20 protein-coding genes are annotated in these 21521 nt (G+C 71.0%); 8 read left to right on the forward strand and 12 right to left on the reverse strand.

Going from position 1 to position 21521, the window contains the following annotated elements; translation table 11 throughout:
- The first annotated feature begins 108 nt into the window (after positions 1 to 108).
- Positions 109 to 2073 (forward strand): leucine-rich repeat domain-containing protein, encoded by a 1965-nt coding sequence (locus tag OO69_RS48740; RefSeq protein ID WP_063744402.1) that lies wholly within the window; start codon positions 109 to 111, stop codon positions 2071 to 2073.
- A gap of 58 nt (positions 2074 to 2131) precedes the next feature.
- Here OO69_RS48740 and OO69_RS02900 read toward each other — a convergent pair whose 3' ends face one another.
- The 3 genes from OO69_RS02900 to OO69_RS02910 all read right to left on the reverse strand — a co-directional run bounded on the left by OO69_RS02900 (position 2132) and on the right by OO69_RS02910 (position 6078).
- Entirely contained in the window at positions 2132 to 2545 is a 414-nt protein-coding gene (locus tag OO69_RS02900; RefSeq protein ID WP_033278701.1) for a VOC family protein, read from the reverse strand.
- Positions 2542 to 3126, reverse strand: coding sequence for a dihydrofolate reductase family protein (locus tag OO69_RS02905; RefSeq protein WP_033278702.1), 585 nt, complete (start codon positions 3124 to 3126; stop codon positions 2542 to 2544). Before OO69_RS02905 ends, OO69_RS02900 begins: the two co-directional genes overlap by 4 nt.
- Positions 3127 to 3330: 204 nt before the next feature.
- A complete protein-coding gene (locus tag OO69_RS02910; protein WP_051800730.1) occupies positions 3331 to 6078 on the reverse strand; it encodes a helix-turn-helix transcriptional regulator in 2748 nt (915 codons plus the stop codon).
- 67 nt (positions 6079 to 6145) lie between these two features.
- Between OO69_RS02910 and OO69_RS02915 the strand changes: the two genes are divergently transcribed.
- The 7 genes from OO69_RS02915 to OO69_RS02945 all read left to right on the forward strand — a co-directional run bounded on the left by OO69_RS02915 (position 6146) and on the right by OO69_RS02945 (position 13326).
- Positions 6146 to 7369, forward strand: a complete 1224-nt coding sequence (locus OO69_RS02915) for a GNAT family N-acetyltransferase (RefSeq protein ID WP_033278703.1) — start codon at positions 6146 to 6148, stop codon at positions 7367 to 7369.
- 55 nt (positions 7370 to 7424) lie between these two features.
- Positions 7425 to 8414 (forward strand): aldo/keto reductase, encoded by a 990-nt coding sequence (locus OO69_RS02920; RefSeq protein WP_033278704.1) that lies wholly within the window; start codon positions 7425 to 7427, stop codon positions 8412 to 8414.
- 101 nt (positions 8415 to 8515) lie between these two features.
- Entirely contained in the window at positions 8516 to 9445 is a 930-nt protein-coding gene (locus tag OO69_RS02925) for a helix-turn-helix transcriptional regulator (RefSeq protein WP_078652266.1), read from the forward strand.
- A gap of 145 nt (positions 9446 to 9590) precedes the next feature.
- Positions 9591 to 10568, forward strand: a complete 978-nt coding sequence (locus OO69_RS02930; RefSeq protein WP_033278705.1) for a hypothetical protein — start codon at positions 9591 to 9593, stop codon at positions 10566 to 10568.
- A gap of 23 nt (positions 10569 to 10591) precedes the next feature.
- On the forward strand, positions 10592 to 11494 hold the full coding sequence (locus OO69_RS02935) for an MBL fold metallo-hydrolase (protein ID WP_033278706.1): 903 nt from the start codon (positions 10592 to 10594) through the stop codon (positions 11492 to 11494).
- A complete protein-coding gene (locus OO69_RS02940) occupies positions 11491 to 12966 on the forward strand; it encodes a carboxylesterase/lipase family protein (RefSeq protein ID WP_033278707.1) in 1476 nt (491 codons plus the stop codon). Before OO69_RS02935 ends, OO69_RS02940 begins: the two co-directional genes overlap by 4 nt.
- 63 nt (positions 12967 to 13029) lie before the next feature.
- Positions 13030 to 13326 carry a hypothetical protein gene (locus tag OO69_RS02945; RefSeq protein ID WP_033278708.1) on the forward strand — a complete coding sequence of 99 codons (297 nt, stop codon included), beginning with the start codon at positions 13030 to 13032 and terminating at the stop codon, positions 13324 to 13326.
- A gap of 55 nt (positions 13327 to 13381) precedes the next feature.
- Here the strand turns inward: OO69_RS02945 and hydA are convergent, their stop codons facing one another.
- From hydA to OO69_RS02990, 9 genes are read right to left on the reverse strand one after another with little or no spacing between them, the layout of a single operon-like run.
- A complete protein-coding gene (hydA, locus tag OO69_RS02950) occupies positions 13382 to 14803 on the reverse strand; it encodes a dihydropyrimidinase (protein ID WP_063744403.1) in 1422 nt (473 codons plus the stop codon).
- A 31-nt stretch (positions 14804 to 14834) separates the two neighbouring features.
- Positions 14835 to 15215 carry a gamma-glutamylcyclotransferase gene (locus OO69_RS02955; RefSeq protein WP_033278709.1) on the reverse strand — a complete coding sequence of 127 codons (381 nt, stop codon included), beginning with the start codon at positions 15213 to 15215 and terminating at the stop codon, positions 14835 to 14837.
- A gap of 13 nt (positions 15216 to 15228) precedes the next feature.
- Positions 15229 to 16392 carry an NAD(P)/FAD-dependent oxidoreductase gene (locus tag OO69_RS02960; protein ID WP_033278710.1) on the reverse strand — a complete coding sequence of 388 codons (1164 nt, stop codon included), beginning with the start codon at positions 16390 to 16392 and terminating at the stop codon, positions 15229 to 15231.
- On the reverse strand, positions 16389 to 17750 hold the full coding sequence (locus OO69_RS02965; protein ID WP_158713346.1) for an FAD-dependent oxidoreductase: 1362 nt from the start codon (positions 17748 to 17750) through the stop codon (positions 16389 to 16391). The genes OO69_RS02960 and OO69_RS02965 overlap by 4 nt, the downstream gene beginning before the upstream one ends.
- A 4-nt stretch (positions 17751 to 17754) precedes the next feature.
- Positions 17755 to 18048: a (2Fe-2S)-binding protein gene (locus OO69_RS02970; RefSeq protein WP_033278711.1), complete on the reverse strand. Its 294-nt coding sequence runs from the start codon at positions 18046 to 18048 to the stop codon at positions 17755 to 17757.
- Between the two features lie 35 nt (positions 18049 to 18083).
- On the reverse strand, positions 18084 to 18839 hold the full coding sequence (locus tag OO69_RS02975) for an amino acid ABC transporter ATP-binding protein (protein ID WP_033278712.1): 756 nt from the start codon (positions 18837 to 18839) through the stop codon (positions 18084 to 18086).
- Positions 18836 to 19555: an amino acid ABC transporter permease gene (locus OO69_RS02980; protein ID WP_033278713.1), complete on the reverse strand. Its 720-nt coding sequence runs from the start codon at positions 19553 to 19555 to the stop codon at positions 18836 to 18838. The genes OO69_RS02975 and OO69_RS02980 overlap by 4 nt, the downstream gene beginning before the upstream one ends.
- Positions 19556 to 19593: 38 nt before the next feature.
- Positions 19594 to 20469, reverse strand: coding sequence for an ABC transporter substrate-binding protein (locus OO69_RS02985; RefSeq protein WP_033278714.1), 876 nt, complete (start codon positions 20467 to 20469; stop codon positions 19594 to 19596).
- A gap of 7 nt (positions 20470 to 20476) precedes the next feature.
- A complete protein-coding gene (locus tag OO69_RS02990; protein WP_033278715.1) occupies positions 20477 to 21427 on the reverse strand; it encodes a dihydrodipicolinate synthase family protein in 951 nt (316 codons plus the stop codon).
- Positions 21428 to 21521: the final 94 nt, after the last annotated feature.

Here is a 21521-nt window from a genome sequence, read left to right on the forward strand (position 1 = left end):
TAGATCGAACCGGACCTTCTCACGTCCCGCCCCTTGAGCGCTGGTCGTTTTTGGCTCGCACCCTTACCCGCGTACGGCTGTCAGACCCGGCCTCTACAGTTCCGAGCCATGACTGCGAACAACGACGGCAGCGGTGCCGGTGCCTCCCGGCTGGGCGAACTGCGCGAGTTACTGGCCACGGGGAAGCCGGTCAAGGTGCGTCGGGCCATGGGGGAACTCGTCGCGATCCCGGACGACGGAACGGCACTTGCCGTGGCCGCCCGGTTCGCGGACACCGCCGCGCTCTCCTCCGAGGTGCTGCTGAAGCTGTGGCCGCAGGCGTCCGACCCGGACGGTTTCTGCGCCGCCCTGCTCGCCCCCGCCCTCGCCCGCGAGAACCGGACCTCGATACGGCTGCGCGGGATGACGTCGCTGACCGGACTGCGCCACCTCACGCTGCTGCGCGGTCTGCACATCGAGCGCTGCAAGGAGATCACCGACCTGACCGAGGTCGGCGCGCTCACCGGCCTCACGGACCTCGACCTCAACGGGTGCTCGGGCGTTGAAGATCTGACCCCGATCGCCCGTCTCGTCGGGTTGACCCGGCTCAACCTGCACCGCTGCCGGGCCGTGGAGAACACCGCGCCACTGCTGTCCCTGGGGAACCTGCGGGAACTGGACCTGAGCATGACCGGGGTGCGGTCCGCCGACGGTTTCGGTACGGCCTTTCCCGCGCTGGAGACACTGACCCTGCGTGGCTGCCGTTCCTTCAGGGACGCCTCGCAGCTGTCCGGGCTGAGCCGGCTCACCCACCTCGACCTGGGCTGGACCGGCATCCGTGACCTGACCGGCCTGCGTGACGTCCCCGCCGTGACCCACCTGGACCTGCGCAGCTGCGGCCGCCTGAACGACCTGGCCGGTATCGACGCGCTGCCCGGCCTGACCGAACTGATCCTGGAGGACTGCCCCCGTCTCCAGACCCTCCACGGACTAGGCTCCCACTCCCGGCTCACCCGGCTGGAGATCAAAGGCTGTCCCCAACTGGCCGACGTCAGCGCGCTGTTCGCACTCACCCGGCTGACCAGACTGATCGTCGAAGGAGCCGAGCGGCTCACCTCCCTGCGCGGCCTGGAGACACTCGGCTTCCTGAAGTCGCTCTGGCTCGCCGGCTGCCCAGCGCTGCACGACTTCGCCGCGCTGACTCAGTTGTCCGCACTCGACGAACTCGGCCTGGAGGGACTCGGTCAGCTGCCCGACCTCACGCCGTTCGCCGCTGTCCCCGGTCTCACGTCCCTGCATGTGATCCGCTGCGACGGTCTGGTCACCCTGGAAGGCCTGGAACACCAGGACGAGTTGGCCGACCTGGTCGTCTACCAATGCCGTAACGTGCGCCGCCCCGGCGAACTCGGTGTCTTGCCCGCCCTGCGCAGGGTGCGGCTGAACAACTGCCCTTCACTGACCGGTCTCGACGGCCTCGGCGATGTCCCCGCACTGCGCGAACTGCACGTCGCCTACTGTGAGTTGCTCGTGGATCCCGGCGGCCTCGCCGGTGCTCCGGTGGAGGACGTGGTCTTCGCCCGGATGCCGAACCTGGGATCGCTGCACGCCCTGGAGAACTGCCCCGACCTGCGCCGACTGGAACTGATCAGATGCCCGCGCGTGGAGAACATCCCGGCCGGGCCGGTCACCGAGCTCAACATCGACGAACTCGACTGGCGGGACCTCTCACCCCTGGCCGGTCACAAGAACCTCCGCCACCTCTGGCTCGATCTGCCGGAGCTGGAGGACATCGGCGCCCTGCTCGCCGTACCCGACCTCATCACCCTTCATATCGGCGGATGTGACTCCCTCAAGGAGAAGGACCTCGCCCCGCTGCTCGACCTGCCGTCCTTGCGGCAGGTCACGCTGCCCTACGGTCTCTGCCAAGGGGGATACCCGGCCCGCTACCTGTCGCTGGTGCAGCCTCTCCGCAGCGGCGCACCGGAGGCCCCCAGGACCCAGCCGTCGCCCCAGTGGTCGGTCTCATGGTGTACGGCCTGCTCGGGATGGCACCCAGGCGGTTCCGGACTGCGCTTGCACTGCCCGGCGGCATGACCGACGGCTGGCTGACCGGCTGCTCCGCGATACGTCGATCCCCTCATCGGCGGCCACCTCAGGAGAAGTCCGCCGCGGTGATGCCGTCGGGATGCCCGGACGGCCACTGCACCAACTCGATCCGGTAGCCGTCCGGGTCGGTGAGCCATGAGGTCTTCGGGCCGTCAGGGCCGCCCGGAAACTGGAGGGGCTCCGGCGCCAGACCGGCTTCGGTCAGTGTCTTGACCGTGTCCGTCAGCGTGTCCACCTGGATTGCGAGGTGGTCGAAACCGCTGCCCACGTCGACGCGTCCGTCGGCGGGACGGTGGACCAGTTCGAGCGAGGCCGCCGGTTCGCCGGGGAATTTGAGGATCACGAGGCGAGCCCCGTCGCCGATGTCGACCTTGCCCAACTCGACGTAGCCCAGGGCGGTGTAGAAGGCGAGCGAGCGGTCCAGGTCGGTGACGCGGTAGGAGACGAAGAGCGTCTTCACGCGGCACCCCCGGGTCGGCGCACCTGGTAGCGCAGGTGCGTGACGTCTCGGTCCTCGAGCCGTCGGACGAGGTCGAGTTCGATGTGATCGCCGCCCAGGTGCTCGAAGAGCCGTCGGCCGTCCCCGAGGAGGACCGGCACCAGGTGGATCTCCATCTCGTCCAACTGCCCGGCCCGGAGGAGCGCTTGGGCCGCCCCCGCCCCGTGGACCATGACCGGCCGGTCGCCGGCGGCGGCGCGAGCCTGACGGGCGCAGTCCTCGGCATCCGTGACGAAACGCGCGTGGCCGGGCGGCACGTCCCCGTCGTCCACGTGGTGGGTGAGGACGAGGATCGGCACACCGTCGTGATGGTCGCCCTGCCAGCGCCCGGCGAGTTCGAAGGTCCGCCGGCCGGAGATCAACGCGCCGGTCGCCAGCGCCTCGCGGTAGACCTGGCCGCTGGGACCGTCGTTCTTCCGGTCGTCCAGCCAGTTGAACAGCCGTCCGCCGTCCCGTCCGAGCTCCTGCCCCGGCCGATCGTCCGGACCGGCGACAAAGCCGTCGAGCGACATCGACATGTACAGCCGAATCGGATTGATCATCCTGGCCTGCCTCTCTCCTCCATGACACCGGACCCGCCGCCTCCTGATCCACCGACGGGGCGCACATGTCACGAGGAAGACTTCAGGCAACCGGCAGAGTCATCGGTGTGACGCGCCGACGGCGAGGACACGCGGTAGCCGTTGGCCATCGCGACCAGTCCCTTGGTGCCGTCCGCCCGCGCATCGCTCACACCTGCCCGTTCGTCACCTGTCACCCAGCCGGGCCCCGACCAGCCCTTCGCGGAAGGCGATGGTCGCCGCCTCGGTGCGTGTCGTCGCGCTCAGCTTCGTCAGGATGTGGGAGACGTGTACGCCCGCCGTACTCGGCGAGATGTGCAGGCGGGCGGCGATCTGCCGGTTGCTCAGGCCTTCGGTGATCAACTGGAGCACCTCGAGCTCGCGTTCCGTGAGGCCGTCCTGGGTGGGGCGCGGGCGCAGGAGCTGGTTGATCTGGCGGGTGAGCGGTGTGGCGCGCAGGTCATCGGCCAGCCGGGCGGCCTCCCTGAGGCGGGCCGTCGCGCCGGGGCGGTCGCCCGCGGCCAGCAGGGCGCGCGCGGCGTGGAACAGGCACAGCGCCAGTTCGTACGGCTGCCGCAGCTCACGCCAGGAGGCCACCGCCTGGTCCCAGCCGGCGTCCTCGATCAGCGCCCGGAGCATGGTCTGCCAGGCTCGGTCGAGTGTCCCGTCCAGGCTGAACTCGGCGTCGATCGTGGCCAGTTGGACCTGCCGGGCCGCCACCCGCTGCCGTAGTTCCGTGTCGGCGCGTGCGGACAGCCGCGCCCGTTGCACCAGGGCGCCGGCGACCAGGACCGGCCGGGCGTCGCTGCTGTAGATCCGGGTGAGCGCGGGGTCGGTCAGTGCCCGGTCCAGGAGCAGGTCGGCCCGTTCCGGGTCGCCCTGGGCCACGGCGAGCAGGCACAGCAGCTGATGGCGGAAGAACAGGCTTCCGGCGTCGGGGTGCTCCATGGCTGCCGCGGCCTCGGCCGCCGTCGTCAAGTCACCGCGCAGCAGCGACAGATGGCCGACCAGGGCGCGCAGGCCCCGCCGTGACTGCGGTGGTGTGTCCGCCTGGAGGCTCTCTTCCAGTACGGCGGTTGCCTCGTCCCACCGCCCGGCCAGGATCAGGGCGCTTCCCGCGTAGCGGGCGAGCTCGGCTCCCCGGCTGCGCGCAAGACCGTAGCGGCGGGCGAGGCGGATCCCCGCACCGGCGACCTCGATGGTGCGCTGGTGGTCGCCCGCTCTGGTGTGGAGCATGGCCTCGTACATGGGCACGGTCATCAACAGGTCGTTGCTGTCGAGCCGTTCGGCGAGCGCGCGGGCCTCGGCGAGCATGCCGAGGTCGTCGGTCATGGATCCGACGCCCAGCAACCCGCGGACGGTGACCATGGCGTCGCCGGTGGCCCGTCCGATCGCGAGCGCCTCCTCGAACGACGCACGGGCCCGGTCCACATCAGGAAGAACGCCCATCGCCAGTACGCCGAGCAGCCGACCCCGATGCGCGCTGCCGGGCGGAAGCAGCTCCAGGGCGTGTTCCCAGTCGGAGCTGCCGCTGGTGTCCAGCCGGTGCCGCAGCCTGCCCCGGTGTTCGAGGAGCAGGGCGGCCCGCTCGGGCTCGCGCCGCTCGTCCACCGCCACCAGCCCGGCGGTGGCGTACTCGACGCCGCGAGCGTAGTCGCCGCTGAGCATGCAGGCCTCGGCGGCGTCGGTCAGCACGCCGATCCGGTCGGCGCCCAGCGGGACTTCCGGATCCCACAGGTCGAGGACCATGCCGAGCAGCCGGACCTGTTCGGCGTAGGCGTACGACGTGCGTGCCTGTCCGGCGGCCAGGTAGGCGGCTGACAGCGCCAGGCCACGATCCCCGGCCGCGTGGGCATGCGCGGCCAGCTCCGCCGGGGCGTCGCCGTCGCGCAGGGCCTCGGCGTAGCGAGCGTGCAGGCGCGCACGCTCGCCGGGCAGCAGGTCGTCGTAGACCGCGTCCCGGATCAGGGCGTGGCGAAAGGCGTAGCCGTCGCCTGCCGTGACCAGCAGGCTGCGGTCGACGAGTTCACGCAGGAGGGTGTCCAGCTCGGCCCCGTCCTGCCCCGCCACCTCGGCCAGCAGGCGGTGGCCGACCCGCCCGCCCGCCACGGAGGCCAGGCTCAGCAGCTCGCGAGCCGGGCTCCGCAGCGACCGCGGGCCGTCCAGCAGCAGATCGCGTACGTCGTCCGGGGTCCGTTCGCCGGCGCGGGCGAGCGCCTCGACGAACAGCGGGTTGCCGTCGCTGCGTCGATGGACGCGGCCCACGGTCGCCGGATCCGGTTCGGTGCCGAGGATGGCGGTCAGCTGGCGGCCCACGTCCCGTTCGTCGAGGTGGCCGAGGCGCAGGCGGGTGGTGCCCGGTCGGCGGGCGAGCTCCGACAGCAGCGGTCCAACTTCGGGCGGCCGGTGGGTGATGACGAGGAGTACCCCGGGCCGGGTCAGGTTCCTGGCGAGGAAGCCGAGCAGTTCGCAGGTGGCCGTGTCCGCCCAATGCAGGTCCTCGACCGAGACGACGAGCGGCCGGTCGGCGGCCACCCGTTCGACCAGCGTCAGCACCTCCTCGTACAGTCGATGCCTGCCGCCCTCCAAGTCGTCGCCCGGCGCGCCGAGTTCGGGGAACCAGCGGGCCAGCCGGGGGTAGGGGCCGGGCGTCACGCCCTCGACCCGGATCAGGGAGCGCAGGACGGTCACGAACGGCGCGTACGGCACGGAGTCACGCCCCAGTTCCGCGCAGACGCCCCCGACCACCCGCACCCCCGGGTCCAGCGACCGCGTGAACTCGGCGAGCAGGCGTGACTTTCCGATCCCGGCCTCCCCGGCGACCAGCGCCACGGCCGGACCCTGCTCGACAGCCGTGTCCAGAGCCGCAGTCAGCCTCGCCAACTCCTCGCTCCGGCCGACCAACACCGGACTGACCACGCGCTGCGCCACCACGCCGCCAGCATATAAACAGGGAGATCGCTCGATGTGCCGCAGCTGTTTATCCGGCCACGCTCGACGCATGACGACGACCTACCCGTTGCGGACCATCGCCGCCCACGAACTCGACGCGTGGGCCCGCATGGTCACCACGACCTACGGCCAGGACTGGCAGGAGGGCGGCCTGCGGAACGCCGCCGCCTCACTCGAACCCGACCGCACGATCGCCGCCCACGACGGCCACGAGATCGTCGGTGGGGCGTCGATCTACGGCCGCGTCATGACGGTCCCCGGCGGGACCGCGCCCGTCGCCGGCATCACGCTGGTCGCGGTCCTGCCCACCCACCGCCGGCGCGGCATCCTCACCGCGATGATGCGCGAGCAGCTCACCGGCCTGCACGACACGGGCGGCGAACCGGTCGCCGCGCTCAACGCCGCCGAAGCCACGATCTACGGCCGCTTCGGCTACGGCATCGCCAGCCACGTCGCCGAGATCCGCGGCGACAAGAGGTCCATGGCCCTGCGCCCCGGCACGGACCTCGGCGACGGGACGATCCGCCTGCTCGGCCGCGAGGAGGCCCGGCCACTCCTTGAGAAGGTCTACGAATCCGTGCGCGGCACCGCCGTCGGATGGGTCGACCGCACGGAGAAGTTCTGGGAGGCCCGGCTCGCCGACGCCGAACGCGCACGCGACGGAGGCACGGCACTGCGCTTCGCCGTCCATCTGGAGCCCGGCGGCGCGGCCACCGGCTACACCGTCTACCGCTCCAGGCCGGGGACGGTGCGGGTCATTGAGGTCGCGGCCACCACCCGGCCGTCCTACGCCGCCCTGTGGCGCTTCCTCATCGACCTCGACGCGCACGACGGCCTCGTCTACGACGGTGCCGTGGACGAACCGCTGAAGCATCTGCTGACCGACCCGCGCGCGGCCCGCGCCACCGTGACCGACAACCTCTGGGTCCGCCTGGTGGACGTCGACCGGGCGCTGACAGCACGCCGGTACGCGACCCCGCTGGATCTGGTCCTGGAGGTCCAGGACACGTTCTGCCCCTGGAACGCCGGACGCCACCGCCTGTCGGCCGACGGCGACTCCGTGACCTGTGAACTCACGCGCGCCCGGGCCGACTTGAGAGTGACCACCACCGAACTGGGCGCGGCCTACCTGGGCGGCACCACCCTGTCGTCGCTGGCGGCGGCGGGCCGCGTCGAGGAACTGCGGCCGGGCGCGGTCACCGCCGCCTCGCTCGCCTTCCGCGGCGAGCGCGCACCGTTCCACCCCTCGGGCTGGGCCTTCCCCGCCTTTTGAACGCTGTCCGGTCGAGGTCACCACGCCACGTAGCCCGCACACGAAGGAGAACCACATGGACACCCACCGGCTCGGCCGCACCGACTTCGAGGTCACTCAACTGGGCTTCGGAGGCGGCCCGTTGGGCGGCCTGTTCGAACCACTGGACGACGCCACCGCCGCCCAGGCCCTCGACGCCGCCTGGGAGTCGGGCATCCGCTACTACGACACCTCGCCGCACTACGGCATCGGCCACTCCGAACGCCGTATCGGAGAGCTGCTGCGCGGCAAGCCCCGGGCCGAGTTCACCCTGTCCACCAAGGTCGGGCGGCTGCTCGTACCGCAGGACCCGCAGGGGCGGATGGACGAGTCCTTCGCCGTCCCGGCCACCCACCGCCGGGTATGGGACTTCACCCGCGACGGCATCCGGCGCAGCGTCGAGGACTCCCTCGTCCGACTCGGCCTCGACCGGATCGACGTCCTCTATCTGCACGACGCCGAGCGGCACTTCGAGGAGGCGTTGCGGCACGGCTACCCCGCGCTAGCCGAACTCCGCGCCGAGGGCGTGGTCGGGGCGATCGGCGCGGGCATGTACCACCCCGGCCAACTCACCCGCCTGGTACGGGAGGCCGACCCCGACGTGGTGATGCTCTCGGGTCGCCACACCCTGCTGGACCACAGTGCCCTGGACGAGTTGCTGCCGGCCTGCACCGAGCACGGGGTGTCGGTGGTCGCCGCCTCCGTCTTCAACTCCGGCCTCCTGGCCACCGATCGGCCGACCGCGGGGGCGCGGTACGACTACGGCGAAGCCGGTCCCGAACTGCTGGCGCGGGTCCACCGGATCGCCGACGTCTGCGAGGCGCACGGCGTGACGGTCCCGCAGGCCGCGATGGCCTTTCCGCTGCTGCACCCTGCCGTCGCCTGCATCGCGGTGGGCATGCGCACCGAGCAGGAGGTACGGCGCGACATCGCCGCGTTCGCCGCACCCGTCCCACCGGAGCTCTGGACCGATCTGCGGGGCGAGGGGCTGCTGGACGAACGCGCGTTGCTGCCTGCGGCAGGGTGACTCGCCCCCGGCGCACGCTTTCCCATCTGTCCCGGCGCCGTTCGTAGCCTGCCCTTGTCAGGGGCAGGCTGTCCCGCGTCCCGGTGCCGGATACTCGGGGCATGAACAAGAAGCCGCGGTTGGGGGAGTTCCTCAGGACCCGCCGAGCCCAGTTGCAGCCGGCGGATGTGGGGCTCCCGGATTTCGGGGAGCGCCGTCGGGTGCCCGGTCTGCGCCGCGACGAACTGGCCCAGCTCGCCGGGGTTGGCCTCTCCTACTACACGCGGCTGGAACAGGGCAGTTCGCTCAACGCGTCCCCCGAGGTACTGGAGGCGCTGGCCCGTGCCCTCGGCCTCGACGAGGTGGAGCGCGCCCATCTGCACGATCTGGCCAGCGCGCCACGCCGTACGACCACCCGGCGCAGGCCCGCGCCGGAGCGGATCGGCGACGCGACACGGCAGTTGGTCGACGCGCTCGGCGACACGCCCGCGCTCGTGCTCGGCCGCCGTAGCGACGTACTGGCCTGGAACCGCACCGGACACGCCCTGTTCGCCGGGCACTTGGACCCGCGGATCTCCGAACAGCCCGATCTGCGCCCGAACATGGCACGGCTGGTCTTTCTGGACGCGCACACCCGGGACCTGTTCGTGGACTGGCCGAAGAAGGCCAGGAACGTCGTCGGCAAGCTCCGGCTCGCCGCCGGTAGGCACCCCGACGATCCCCGGCTGGCCTCGCTCATCGGTGAACTGACCATGAAGAGCCCGGAGTTCGCCACGATGTGGGCCGAGCACGGGGTGAGGAAGTGGGCCCTCGCGGAGTACCGCATGCACCACCCGGTCGTCGGCCGCATGGAACTCAACCTGCAGTCCCTGAACGTCCCCCAGGAAGAGGGGCAGCGCATCGTCGTGGCCACGGCGGGCGCCGACACCGCCTCCGCCGCGGCGCTCTCCCTCCTCGCCCGGCTCGACACCCCGACCGTGCCGAGCACCGACCCCGCCGAAGTCACCGAAACCGCGGAGCGCGGGCCCACGGCCACCAACAGCCCTCGCTGAAACCGACTTCGAGAGCATCCTGACCGGCGACCGGGCCTCTGGTAGGCGCCCCAACTCCCGCCGCATATCTCCCCGTTGCTGACCTCACCGCACCTACCCCTAGGCCGCGCCATGTCCGCGCGCGCCGGAACGGACGAGAAACCCCATGAGCAAGAAGTTTTCAGGAGCAGCCCTGACGGTCACGGCCGTCGTGATCGGAACCTTCGGGTTCGCCTCGGTACCGGCCGCAGCGACCCCATCCGGCGGGGCGGCGGCCCAAGTCGCCCATGTCGCCGCGCACTTCGACCTGGCCAAGGGACAGACACCGGAGAACGGCGTGCTGGAACCCGATGGCAGTCTCGACGTGACCTTCTCGGTGGCCCGGCAGGTCGCCCGGGTCGGTACCGACGGCAGGACGCACATCCTGGCCACCATGCCGCTGCCCGCCGACGGCGGGGTCAACACGCCCGTCCTGCACTTCGCGCCCACGATGGGCATCGTCCGGGCCGACGACGGAACCCTCTACTTCCTTTACGCGACCGGCACTTCGGACCTGACCGGAGTGTGGCGGCTGCGGCCGCACGGGACCCCGGAACGCATCGCCGCCCTGCCCGCCGACGGCCTGCCCAACGGCATGGCCCTCGACCGGCGCACCGGCAGGCTCTACATCGCCGACTCCGTACGGGGCACCATCTGGACCGTCCCCGTCACCGGCGGAACCCCGACCGCCTGGCTCAGTGCCCCCGAACTCGCCTACTCCGCCATCGCGGGTGCCAACGGCGTGAAGGTCCACAACGGCGCTCTGTGGGTGTCCGACACGGACGACGGCACCATCCTGCGCGTTCCCCTCCTGCCGGGCGGCCGCCCGGGGCAACTCCAGGTCAGGGCAACCGGTTTGACCACCGTCGACGACTTCACGTTCACCGGCGCCGGGGACGAGATACTCGCCGCCCTCAACCACACCAACACCGTCGTCCGTATCCGCCCCGACGGGCACCGGACCACCGTCCTGACCGCGGCGGACGGTCTGCAGAACCCCACGGCGATCGAAGTACGCGGCACCACCGTCTACGTGCTGAACGCCGCCTACGTCACGGCCGAGGACCCCAATGTCCTGGTCGCCGGTCTGCGCGACCTCCGCTGAACACTCCCGGGAAAGGACAGCGTGTGGATTCCTTCAGCCTCGGTGACGTCGAGGTGACGCGCGTGGTGGAGTTCGAGACCCCCACCCGCCCGCCGGCGGCCATGTTCGGGAACATCGGCCCCCACGTGTGGGACGACAACCGCTCCTGGCTCGCCCCCGACCACTGGGACCCGGACGCGGGGCTCCTGATGACCCGGATGCAGACGTTCGTCCTGCGCAGCGGGGGCGCGACGATCCTCGTGGACACCGGCGTCGGCAACGACAAGTCCCGCCCGGCCACACCGGCGTTCGACCATCGCGGCACCGACTTCCTGGCCCGGCTGGCCGCCGCCGACGTCCTGCCGGAGGACGTCGACCTGGTGGTGAACACCCATCTGCACGCCGACCACGTCGGCTGGAACACCCGCCTGGTGGAAGGGAATTGGGTCCCGACGTTCCCCAACGCCCGCTACCTGCTCCCGCGCGCCGACCATGACTTCTGGCACCCGGACAGCACCCGAGTCGCTCGGACGGCCGTGGCCAACGCGAACGTCTTCGACGACAGCGTCGCACCGGTCGTGGAGTCCGGCCAGGCCGTGCTCTGGGAGGACGCCTACGACATCGACGGAGCCCTGCGTCTGGAGTACGCGCCGGGACACACCCCGGGCTCCTGGGTGCTCACCCTGCGGTCGGGTGGCGAACTGGCCGTGTTCGTCGGTGATGTGCTGCACAACCCGGTGCAGTTCATCGAGCCGGACGCCAACAGCTGCTTCTGCGAGGACCCGGTCGCGGCGCGCGCGACCCGGCGGCGCATGCTGGAACGGGCCGCCGACCAGGGCGCGTTGGTCTTCCCGGCGCATCTGCGGGGCGGCTCCGGCGCCCGGTTGCGGCGGACCGGCACGTCGTACACCGTCCAGTCATGGGCCCCGTTCGGGGAACGCGTGTGAGCGGCGCGCCGGTCGTCCGGACGACGTGCGGACCGGTCCGCGGCACCCTCCACTCCGGCGTACGGACCTTCGCGTCGATCCCCTACGCCGCCCCGGTGACCGGTCCCGCCCGGTTCGCCGCGCCTGCCCCGGCTGCACGGTGGGACGGAGTACGGGACGCGACCGTACCCGGCGGAACAGCGCCCGCCCGGGCCCGTTCCGGCTTCGGCGGCCTGGACCTGTCCCCGGTCCTCGGCCCCGGCTGGATCCCGGACCCCGGCTACCTCACCGTGACGGTCACCACCCCCGCCGACTCTTCCGGCGGCCTGCCGGTGCTGGTCTTCGTGCACGGCGGAGGCCTCATCTCGGGCACGGGACAGGCGCCGCTCTACGACGGTTCGTCCTTCGCCCGCGACGGCATCGTCACCGTCACCCTCAACTACCGCCTGGGGATCGCCGGTTGGCTCGACGTTCCCGGCGCACCGGCCAACCGCGGACTGCTCGACGTCGTCGCCGCGCTCCGCTGGGTGGCCGAGAACGCGGCGGCCTTCGGCGGCGACCCGGGCAAGGTGACCGTCGCGGGGCAGTCCGCCGGGGCGATGATCGTCGCCGCACTGCTCGCCAACCCCCAGGCGCGGCGCGAACGGCTCTTCAGCCGGGCGATCAGCCAGAGCGGCAGCGGAACGGCGGCGATCAGCGCGGAACAGGCCGCCCTGACCACCCGGGCGGTGGCCGAGGCGCTGAACGTGCGGGCAACTCCCGCCGACCTGGGCGCCGTTGACGACCGGCGGCTGACGGAGGCACTCGGCACGATCGGCCCGGTCGTCGTCATCCCGGACGGTCCACTCGACACCTCACTCGGCGAGAGCCCGGTGAAATGCGTCATCGACGGCCGGACCCTGGACAGACAGCCCGCCGACGCGGTGCACGACGGCCACGGCGCGGACGTGGACCTGCTCATCGGCACCAACCGAGAGGAGGCCAACCTCTACACCGTGCCCTCGGGCACCCCCATGACGGACACCCAGCTCCTCGCCCTCGCCGAACGGCGCCTGACCAACCCCCGGGAACGGCTCACCGCGTACCGTTCCCGTGAACCGGCCGCCCAGCCCACCGAGTTGGCGAGCCGACTCATCACGGACACCTTCACCCAGGGCAGCCGACTCCTCGCCGACGCCCACGCCCGCCACCGGCGCGCCCCCACCTTCGCCTACGAGTTCGCCTGGCGCTCACCCGCCTTCGGCGGCACCCTCGGCGCCTGCCACTGCGTGGAACTCCCGTTCGTCTTCCACCGCACCGACCTGCCCGCTCTCTACGGCGAGACCGCCCTGCTCGGCCCCCACCACCCACCGGCCGACCTGGCGGACCGCACGCATGCGGCCTGGACCGCCTTCATACGGGACGGCGACCCGGGCTGGACCCGGTACGACCTCGCGGATCGCGCCACCGCCGTCATCGACGAAGAGTGGAGCATGTCGAGACAGACGGGGTGAGGAGGATCTCCGGTTTTGTCCGTATATTGCGGGTTGCACCTCGGACGACCGGAAGGAACCATGATGAACAGCAGGACGATCGGCGGCTGGTGGGCCGCGGCGGTCATGGGCGCATTGATGACGGCCTCGCTCGCAGGGGCGGCGGACGCCCAGGTACTCACTCCGTCGGATCCGCCGGCACCTTCGGCGTCGACCGGATCCGCGTGGTACGGGTACAGCCACCCCGGCAGTACCGATCCCAGCGACCCGTCCGGCAACGACTGGCACTGTGATCCCTCCGGCAACTGGCACAACGACGCCGACGACGCGTCCGGGCACGCGGACGGCCGCTGTCGAGCGTGGCAGACCGTCAGCCCGTAAGGCTCCCGCCCCCGCCGACTGAAGTGTTGCTTGCCGCATCGGCGGGATCGCGGCGTCAGCAGACCAGGGACCGGCTCAGTGGGCCCGAGCGCAGGTGGCGGCCCCGGGGTTCGGGGTCCGTCAGCCGTCCGTCCGTGACGATCGGACGGCCGCCCACTATGACGGTCTCCGGCCAGCCGGTGACGGACATGCCCTCGTATGGCGTGTAGTCCGTGGCCATGTGCAGGCCGGTGCTGCGGACGGTGCGGGTGGCCGTCGGATTCCAGATCGCCAGGTCCGCGTCCGAGCCGGGTGCGATGACTCCCTTGCGGGGGTAGAGGCCGTTGAGCCGGGCCGGGTTGGCGCACATCAACTCGACGAACCGGCCCACCGGCAGACCGCCCTTGACCACCAGTTCGCTGAAGATCACGGGCATGCGCGTCTCAACTCCCGGCAGACCGTTGGGCATTGACCGTACGTCGTGGCTCACCGACTCCTTCTGTGCCGTGTCGTAGCAGCAGTGGTCGCTGCCGATCGTCGCCACCTGGCCCATGAGGAGTCGTGAGCGCAGCCCGGCGACCGTACCGGCGTCCCGCAACGGCGGGCAGCACACGAAGCGTTCGGGGTGCGGGCCCGCGTACGCGGTGTCGTCCAGGACCAGGTGGTGGGCGACCGTCTCCGTGAACGCCCTCACTCCCCGGCCGCGGGCACGGGCCACCAGGTCGACCGCCTCAGGTGTCGACTGGTGGACGAAGTACACCGGGGCCGACACCGACTCCGCGATGGCGAGGATCTCGGCGACCGACGCGTTCTCGGCCAACTCCGGCCGTGTACCTGCGTGATGGGACGCGCTGATCGACCCGGCCGCCTCTCCGCGCTCCTGTGTGTCGGCGATGATGTGGTCGGCCTCGCAGTGGATGACCACCATGCCGCCGAGGTCCCGCAGCGTGGTCATCACGTTGAGGATGGTCTTCTCGTCGGCCATGGTCTCGCCGCGGTAGGTGGTGAACATCTTCACCGTGACGATGCCGTCGGAGGCCATCGACCGCAGCTGCTCCGGCACGGTGTCGTCCCACTCGACCACACACCCGTGCAGCGCGCTGTCGCACAACCCCTGTGCCGCCTTGGCGCGTTGGGCGGCGGCGACGTCGGCCGGGTTCTCGCCGGGGCGCGGGATGGCGAAGTCCACGATCGTGGTCGTACCGCCGAAGACGGCCGCCGTGGTGGCCTGACGGTAGTCGTCGAGGGAGGTGAAGTCCCCCGAGGTGAAGCCGACATGGCAGTGCGGGTCCACGCCGCCGGGCAGCACGAGGCGTCCGGTGGCGTCCAACTCGGCGGTGCCGGGGGCCTGTTGGGCGCGGTAAGCGCCCGGCTCCACCACCCCGAGCACCTTGCCGCCGCCCACCAGGACGTCCGCGGCTCCCTGCCAGTCGGCGTTGACCACGGTGCCGCCCCGGACGACGAGGTCGACGGGTTGGATCGATGAGGGGTGGGACACAACAGACCTCCAGCGAGTGAGCGAGTAGGTGTCAGAGAGAGGCGAGGTAGGCGTGCCAGCCGCCGTGGGCGGTGATGTCGACGACTCCGGGGGCCGTCAGCGCGGAGGCGCGCATACGCATCGAGAAGGAACCCGAGCCGTCCGCCAGCGCGATCACACCGAGTTCGAGTTCCTCGGGCTCCTCGGGCAGCAGTCGCTCGCGCAGCACCTCGTAACTGACCTCGTACACCTCGCCGTTGATCGAGGCGCCGCCCTCGGTGACGGGGTGCAGGCCGGGGAACTCGTCGCGCACGGAGAAGAATTGGTACGTGGGTGCCGTGCGGGCGGGGCCGAGGAGGCGGGCCTCGCTGAGCGCGTGGTTGAGGGTGCCTCCGGACATGGCCTGGCCGTTGACGAACATTCTCAGGGTCATGGGGGAGTGCCTTTCAGGGTGATACGGGAGTGGTGGCGTCGTCGTGCAACAGGCGGCCGGGGCCGAGGTCGTCCACCGGGTCGGCCGGGGGCTCGCCGGCGATCTGGCGGGCCAGCGTGTCGCCCCACACCGGGGCGAGGGTGAAGGCGTAGGTGCCGCCCGCGACGAAGAAGCCGGGGTGGCCCGGGACTTCGCCGATCACCGGCATCTCGTCCGGGGTCGCGGCGAGCGGTCCGGCCCACATGCGCAGCAGCCGCAGGTCGCCGAGGAACGGCAGGACGCGCCCGGCCTGGGCGAGATTGCCGGCCATGCTGGGCACGCTGACGGTGCTGCGGCCCTCCATGTCGAGCCGCGCCGCAGGCCAGCCGCCGCCGATCAGCAGGTTGCCCGCGCTGACCTGCTTGACCGACATGCCCTCGCCGATGTGCTGGACCAGGTGGTGCATGACCGGCGGGACCCGCACGGTCACATGCATCTGGATCGCGACCGGGGACATCCGGATCCCCACCCCGGCCAGTGCGGAGATCCCGGTGATCCACGGCCCGGCCACGTTGACGACCACGGGTGCGGTCCAACTCCGGTCGCCCGAAAGCACCTTGTAGTCGTCGCCGACTCGCTGGATGCCGGTCACCGGGGTGAAGGCGTGCAGTTCGGCGCCGAGGCGGCGGGCCGCCGCCAGATAGGCGGGGGTGATCAGGAGTGGGTTGGCGTATCCGTCGAGCGGGCACCAACTGGCTGCGCGTACCCGGTCGGAGAGCAACGGCAGTTCCTTGCGGGCCTCGTCACCGGTGAGCACCTCGGTGGGGATGCCCGCCCGCCGCTCCCACTCGTGCTTCTCCCTCAGCTCCTCTTCCTGTACGGCGGTTTCGGCGACCATGAAGCCGCCGCCGCGCCGCAACTCCACGTCCGCGCCGAGCCGTTCCTCGATCTGCGCCCAGTGGTCCGACGCCCGGCGCTGCAGGGGCAGCAGACGGGCGCTGTCGACCGGGACCTCCTGGCCCGGGCGCCGGGTGTGGATCGCCTGGATGTGGAGGTTGCCCGCAGTGGTGCCGGAGCCCTCGCGGTTGGGTGCGCCGCGCTCCAACACCACGACGCGATAACCGCGTTCGGCGAGATGGAAGGCGGCACTGGCGCCGAGGATGCCCGCGCCGATGACGATGACGTCGGGCCGGGTCACGGGACCTCCTGCCCTTCGACCGTCGCGGCCATGGGCAGCGGCCGTATCGGCATCCGGGCCGCGAAGCACTCCGGTCCGCCCTCGCTCCGTCCGGTCAACGCCGCGACGATGTGGCCGCATTCGCGGCCCTGGCAGGGGCCCATGCCGGCGCGGGTGGCGGCCTTGGTGCCGTGCAGGTCGTTCCAGCCGGTCGCGGCGGCCTGCCGTATCTCGCCCGCGCTGACGCCCTCGCAGCGGCAGACCTGGGTGGCGTCGGGGATGTCGGCCGTGTTCGGCAACGGGTAGAGGCGGTCGGCCAGTTCGGCGAAACGGTCCAGGGCGCGGGCCCGGCGACGCAGCCCGGCCACCCGCACCGGCGCGCGTTCGGGTGCGAGGCGCCGGAGGATCGCGTGGGCGGCCAACTGCCCTCGCACGCCCGCCGCGTGCACCCCCGCGATACCGGCGCAGTCCCCGGCTACATACAAGCCGTCGACCGAGGTCGCGCCGTCCGCGTCCACGACCGGGAGCTGTTCCGTACCGGTCGGGTCCGGCTCCGTAAGGCAGCCCAGCAATCGGGGTAGTTCGGTGCTGGGGCGGAAGCCGAAGCCCACGCACAGCGCGTCGGTCTCCAACTGCCGTACGCTGCCGTCCTCTTGGCCGATGTCCACGGCGGTGACCTGAGTGTCGCCGTGTGCGGCCAGCACGCGGGCGCCCTGTTCGACGCGGACGCCGTGCCGGGCCAGGGTGAGCAGATAGCGGGCCGCCTCCGCGAGCCGGGCGGGCTGTCGCAGCGCCCCGCCGATCGAGGAAACCCCGGGCCGGTACGGGTGGTTGAGCTCGACCAGTGCCTCGATCCGGGCGCCCACCTCCAGCAGCGCGCACGCGACCGGCAGCAGGAACGGGCCAGTCCCGGCCAGCACGACCCGTTGGCCCACGGGAACCCGGTCCATGGTGGCCAGGTGCAGGGCGAACCCGGGGGTGACCACACCCGGCAGCGTCCAGCCCGGGAAGGGGAGGGTGCGTTCGTAGGCGCCGGTGGCGGCGAGTGTGGCCCGGGTGCTGATGCGGCCGAGGGCGCCCGTGCGGACGTCGGAGGTGAAGAGTGTGCGGCCCGCGTCCTCGGCGCCCCAGACCAGGGTGCCGGTGCGGATGTCGACCCCGGAGTTCCGTACCTGGTCGATCAGTTCGGTGCCGCGCGGGCGGAAGTCGCCGAAGGTGGCGGTGAGTTGCTCGGCCCGGCGCTTGTAGTACTGGCCGCCGAGGGTGTCGGACTCGTCGAGCAGGACGACGTTCAGGCCGCCGCGGGCCAGGACCAGCGCCGCGTGCAGTCCCGCCGGTCCGCCCCCGATGACCGCGACGTCCGCTTCCGACTCCGTCATGACGTCAGCCATGCGCGGCCGTCGGCAGGGGCTCGGTGTGGGTGCGGATGTCCATGCCGTCGGTGACGTGCGCGGTGCAACTCCGCGTGCCGGGGCGGCCGTTGATGGTCACCTCGCACTCCAGGCAGACGCCCATTCCGCAGAAGGGGCCGCGCAGCTGGCCGTTGACCGGGTTGCGGCGCAGTGGCCAGATGCCGGCCGCGACGAGAGCGGCGGTCACGGACTGGCCCGCCCAGGCCTGGCCGGGGGTGCCGTCGATGGTCAAGGTGACTGTCTTCGGTGGGGAGTTGGTGCTCATGGCTGTGCTCACAGAGGTCAAGAGGGGTGGGGGCTTCACAGGACGCGGTCCAGGAACTGGCGGGTGCGTTCGTGTTCCGGCGCGGAGAAGAAGAGGTCCGGGGACTTGTCCTCCACCACCAGGCCGTCGGCGATGAACGCCACCCGGTCGGCCGCCGCCCGGGCGAAACCCATCTCATGGCTGACGACGATCATGGTCATGCCCTCCTCACGGAGCCGGACCATGACGTCGAGGACCTCGCCGACCATCTCCGGGTCGAGCGCGGAGGTGGGTTCGTCGAAGAGCAGCAGCTCCGGGCGCATCGCCAGGGCGCGGGCGATGGCCACCCGCTGCTGCTGGCCGCCGGAGAGCTGGGCGGGGTAGGAGCCGGTCTTGTCGGCGAGGCCCACCATGGCCAGCAACTCGCCCGCCGCGAGGCGTGCTTCGGACTTGGAGACACCGTTCACGTGCACCGGACCGGACGCCACGTTGTCCAGCGCGGTCATGTTCGGGAACAGGTTGAACTGCTGGAACACCATGCCGGTGCGGCGCCGCTGGACGGCGATGCGACTCTCCCGCAGGGCGCCCTTCTCGCCGTAGCCGATCCGTTCGCCGCAGATGGTGACGGTGCCCGAGTCGGGGGTCTCCAGGTGGTTGAGGGTGCGCAGGAACGTGCTCTTGCCGCCGCCCGAAGGGCCCAGGACGAGGACGACTTCGCCTCGCCGGACGGTCAGGTCGATGCCTTTGAGGACTTCAACTCCGCCGTATGACTTGCGTACTTGGCGCGCTTCGACGACCGTCTCGGTGTTCATCGGGTCTCCAATTCGAGGACCGCGCTCTTCATGCGGCGGCTACTGCTCGGCCTGGTTTCGTGACCGCGGCCGACCCGGATCTCCAGCCACCGCTGGACCAGTCCCCACAGGGTGGTCATCGCCAGGTAGTACAGGGCGGCTGCCGTAAGTCCTTCCAGGACACGGAAGTTGGTCTGGACGGCGAACTGCGTGCGGCGCAGCAGCTCTTCGACGGAGATCACCGAGACGAGCGTGGTCGTCTTGAGCAGCCCGTTGAAGCTGTTGCCGAGCGGCGGGACCATCACCCGCAGCGCCTGCGGCATGACCACCACCCGGAACACCTTCCATGGCGGCATGCCCAGCGCGCGGGCGGCCTCGGACTGGCCGCGCGGGACCGACATCACCCCGGCGCGGACGATCTCCGAGAGGTACGCCGCCTCGTTGAGGACCAGGCCGGTCAGGGCCGCGCTGATCACGCCGAGGCGCAGGCCCAGCTGGGGCAACCCCGTGTAGATGATGACCAGTTGGACCAGAAGGGGGGTGCCCCGCATCAGCCACACGTAGAAGCCCGTGACCGCGCGGACCGGTGCGATACGCGACGCCCGGCCGAGCGCCACGAGTACGGCGAGCGGAAGGGCGAGCGCCATGCTGACCGCGGTCAGCCAGATCGTCGTCCAGGCTCCCTGGATGAGCTGGGGGTTGGTGAGGAAGTCGAAGAAGGCATCCCAGGACCACATGGCTCTCGCCCTTCGCTGGTTACGTGGCGCTGATCGGGTTACTTGGCGCTGATCGCGCCGGTGGTCACCTTGAGGTCACCGGTGTAGGCCGTGACGCCGTACTTCTTGTACAAGGTGGCCAAGTACCCGTTGCTGCGAAGGGTGTTGAGCGCGTCAGCGACCGCGTCGGCGGGCTTCTGCTTGCCGAAACCGAGCGCGAGCGGGGCCGGGTTCATGCCCTTGACCGCAGTCTCGAAGCGGCCGTCCTTCTGGTAGTAGCTGGTGACCGCCTCGACGATGGCCACGCCCTCGACCTGGCCCGCGGACAGTGCCTGGTAGGCGTCGGCGGTGGTGGTGAAGGTGCGGACGGTGACCTGCTTCTTGCCGGCCGCCTTCAGTTCCTTGTTGAGCGCGGTGAGGGTGTCGAACTCGTAGCCGGGCGCCTCTACGGCGATGGTCTTGCCGGAGAGGTCGTCCTCGGAGGTGATCTTCTTCGGGTTGCCCTTGGCGACGGAGATCGAGACGCCCTGGACCTCGTACGGGACGAGCTTGACGGTCTTGGCGCGCTCCGGTGTGTAGAACATGCCGGTGTCGATCATGTCCCAGCGTCCGGACTGCACGCCGGGGATCTGCGCGTCGAAGGGGATGTTGACGAACTTCGGCGTGAGACACAGGAGTTTGGCTATCTCGTCGCCGAGGTCCACCCGCATGCCGACGATCTTGTTGGAGGCGTCCAGGTACTGCATGGGCGGCAGGGTCGCGTTGGTCGAGATCGTCAGCGTGCCCGCCTTGACCAGGTCGGCCTTGACCACCTTGGGCGTGCAGCCGGTCGGGGCCGCGGCGGCCGACGACGAGGACGAGTCCTCGCTGCCGCAGGCCGTCACGGTCAGAAGGAGGGCGGCGGCTGAGGAGGCCGCGATGAGAAGTCTGCGCACGGTCGGTTCACCTTTTTCCGGTGCTGGTGGAACAGGGGTGCAGCCCGGCCTCGTCGAGCGCCTCGGACAGGCCGAGCAGCGCGGACGGGTCCTCCAGGGGGAGCAGCGGGGGGCGTACATGCCCTCCGGGCTGCCCGAGCAGCCGCATGGCGGCTTTGAGCTGCGAGGTGGGTGAGGCGAACCGTGAGCTGTAGTCGTCGTTGACGAGCAGGTTCACAAGACGTTCGTAGCGTGCGGACCATTCCCGGGCGAGGGCCAAGTCGCCTGCCCAGTAGGCCTCGTAGAAGGGGACGGCGAAGGGGGCGCCGAGGGCGCCGCCGTCGATGTTCCCGGCGCCGCCGAACTCGGCCATGACGGCCATGCCCCGGCGGTGGATGAAACGGCCGAAGACCTGGACCTTCCCGGCCAGGGCGGCGCAGGTGTCGGCGACCTTCAACTCGTCGCCGGAGCTGTCCTTGACGGCCACCACGGTGTCCAACTCGGCGAGTTTGACGAGGGTGTTGACGCTGATGTCGACGGCGGTGCCGCGCGGCCAGTTGTAGACCATGAGCGGCAGGTCGACCGCCCCGGCGAGAGTGGCGTAGAAGGCGTGGATCTCGTCCTGGCTCGGGTGGACGTACGGCGGCGGGGTGGTGAGGATGCCGTCCGCGCCGATCGAGCGGGCGTGTTCGCCGTAGCGGGCGGACTCGGCCGCGGTGTACGCGCCGCAGCCGATCACCACCGGTATCTGTCCGGAGAGTTCGGCGACCGCGATCTCGGCGACCCGGCGGCGCTCCTCGGGGGTCTGGGAGAACCACTCGCCGGTCGTGCCGTTCACCAGGACTCCGTGCACGCCGTGCTCCGCGTACAGCCCGAGCAGTGCGCGCCAGGCGTCCTCGTCGAGGGAGCCGTCGGCGGCGAAGGGGGTGGGTGCGGCCGGCCAGTAGCCGCGCCAGGGAGCGGCGCCGGAAGTGTTCATCGTGTGTGCTCCGATCGAGTGTCCGTCCCGTCAGGACGTCCCGTCGGGACTTCGCCTTGTGGGACCACTCTGTGGGATCGATTGCACAGCACCG

Source organism: Streptomyces sp. NRRL F-525, from assembly GCF_000716605.1.
Classification (GTDB): domain Bacteria; phylum Actinomycetota; class Actinomycetes; order Streptomycetales; family Streptomycetaceae; genus Streptomyces.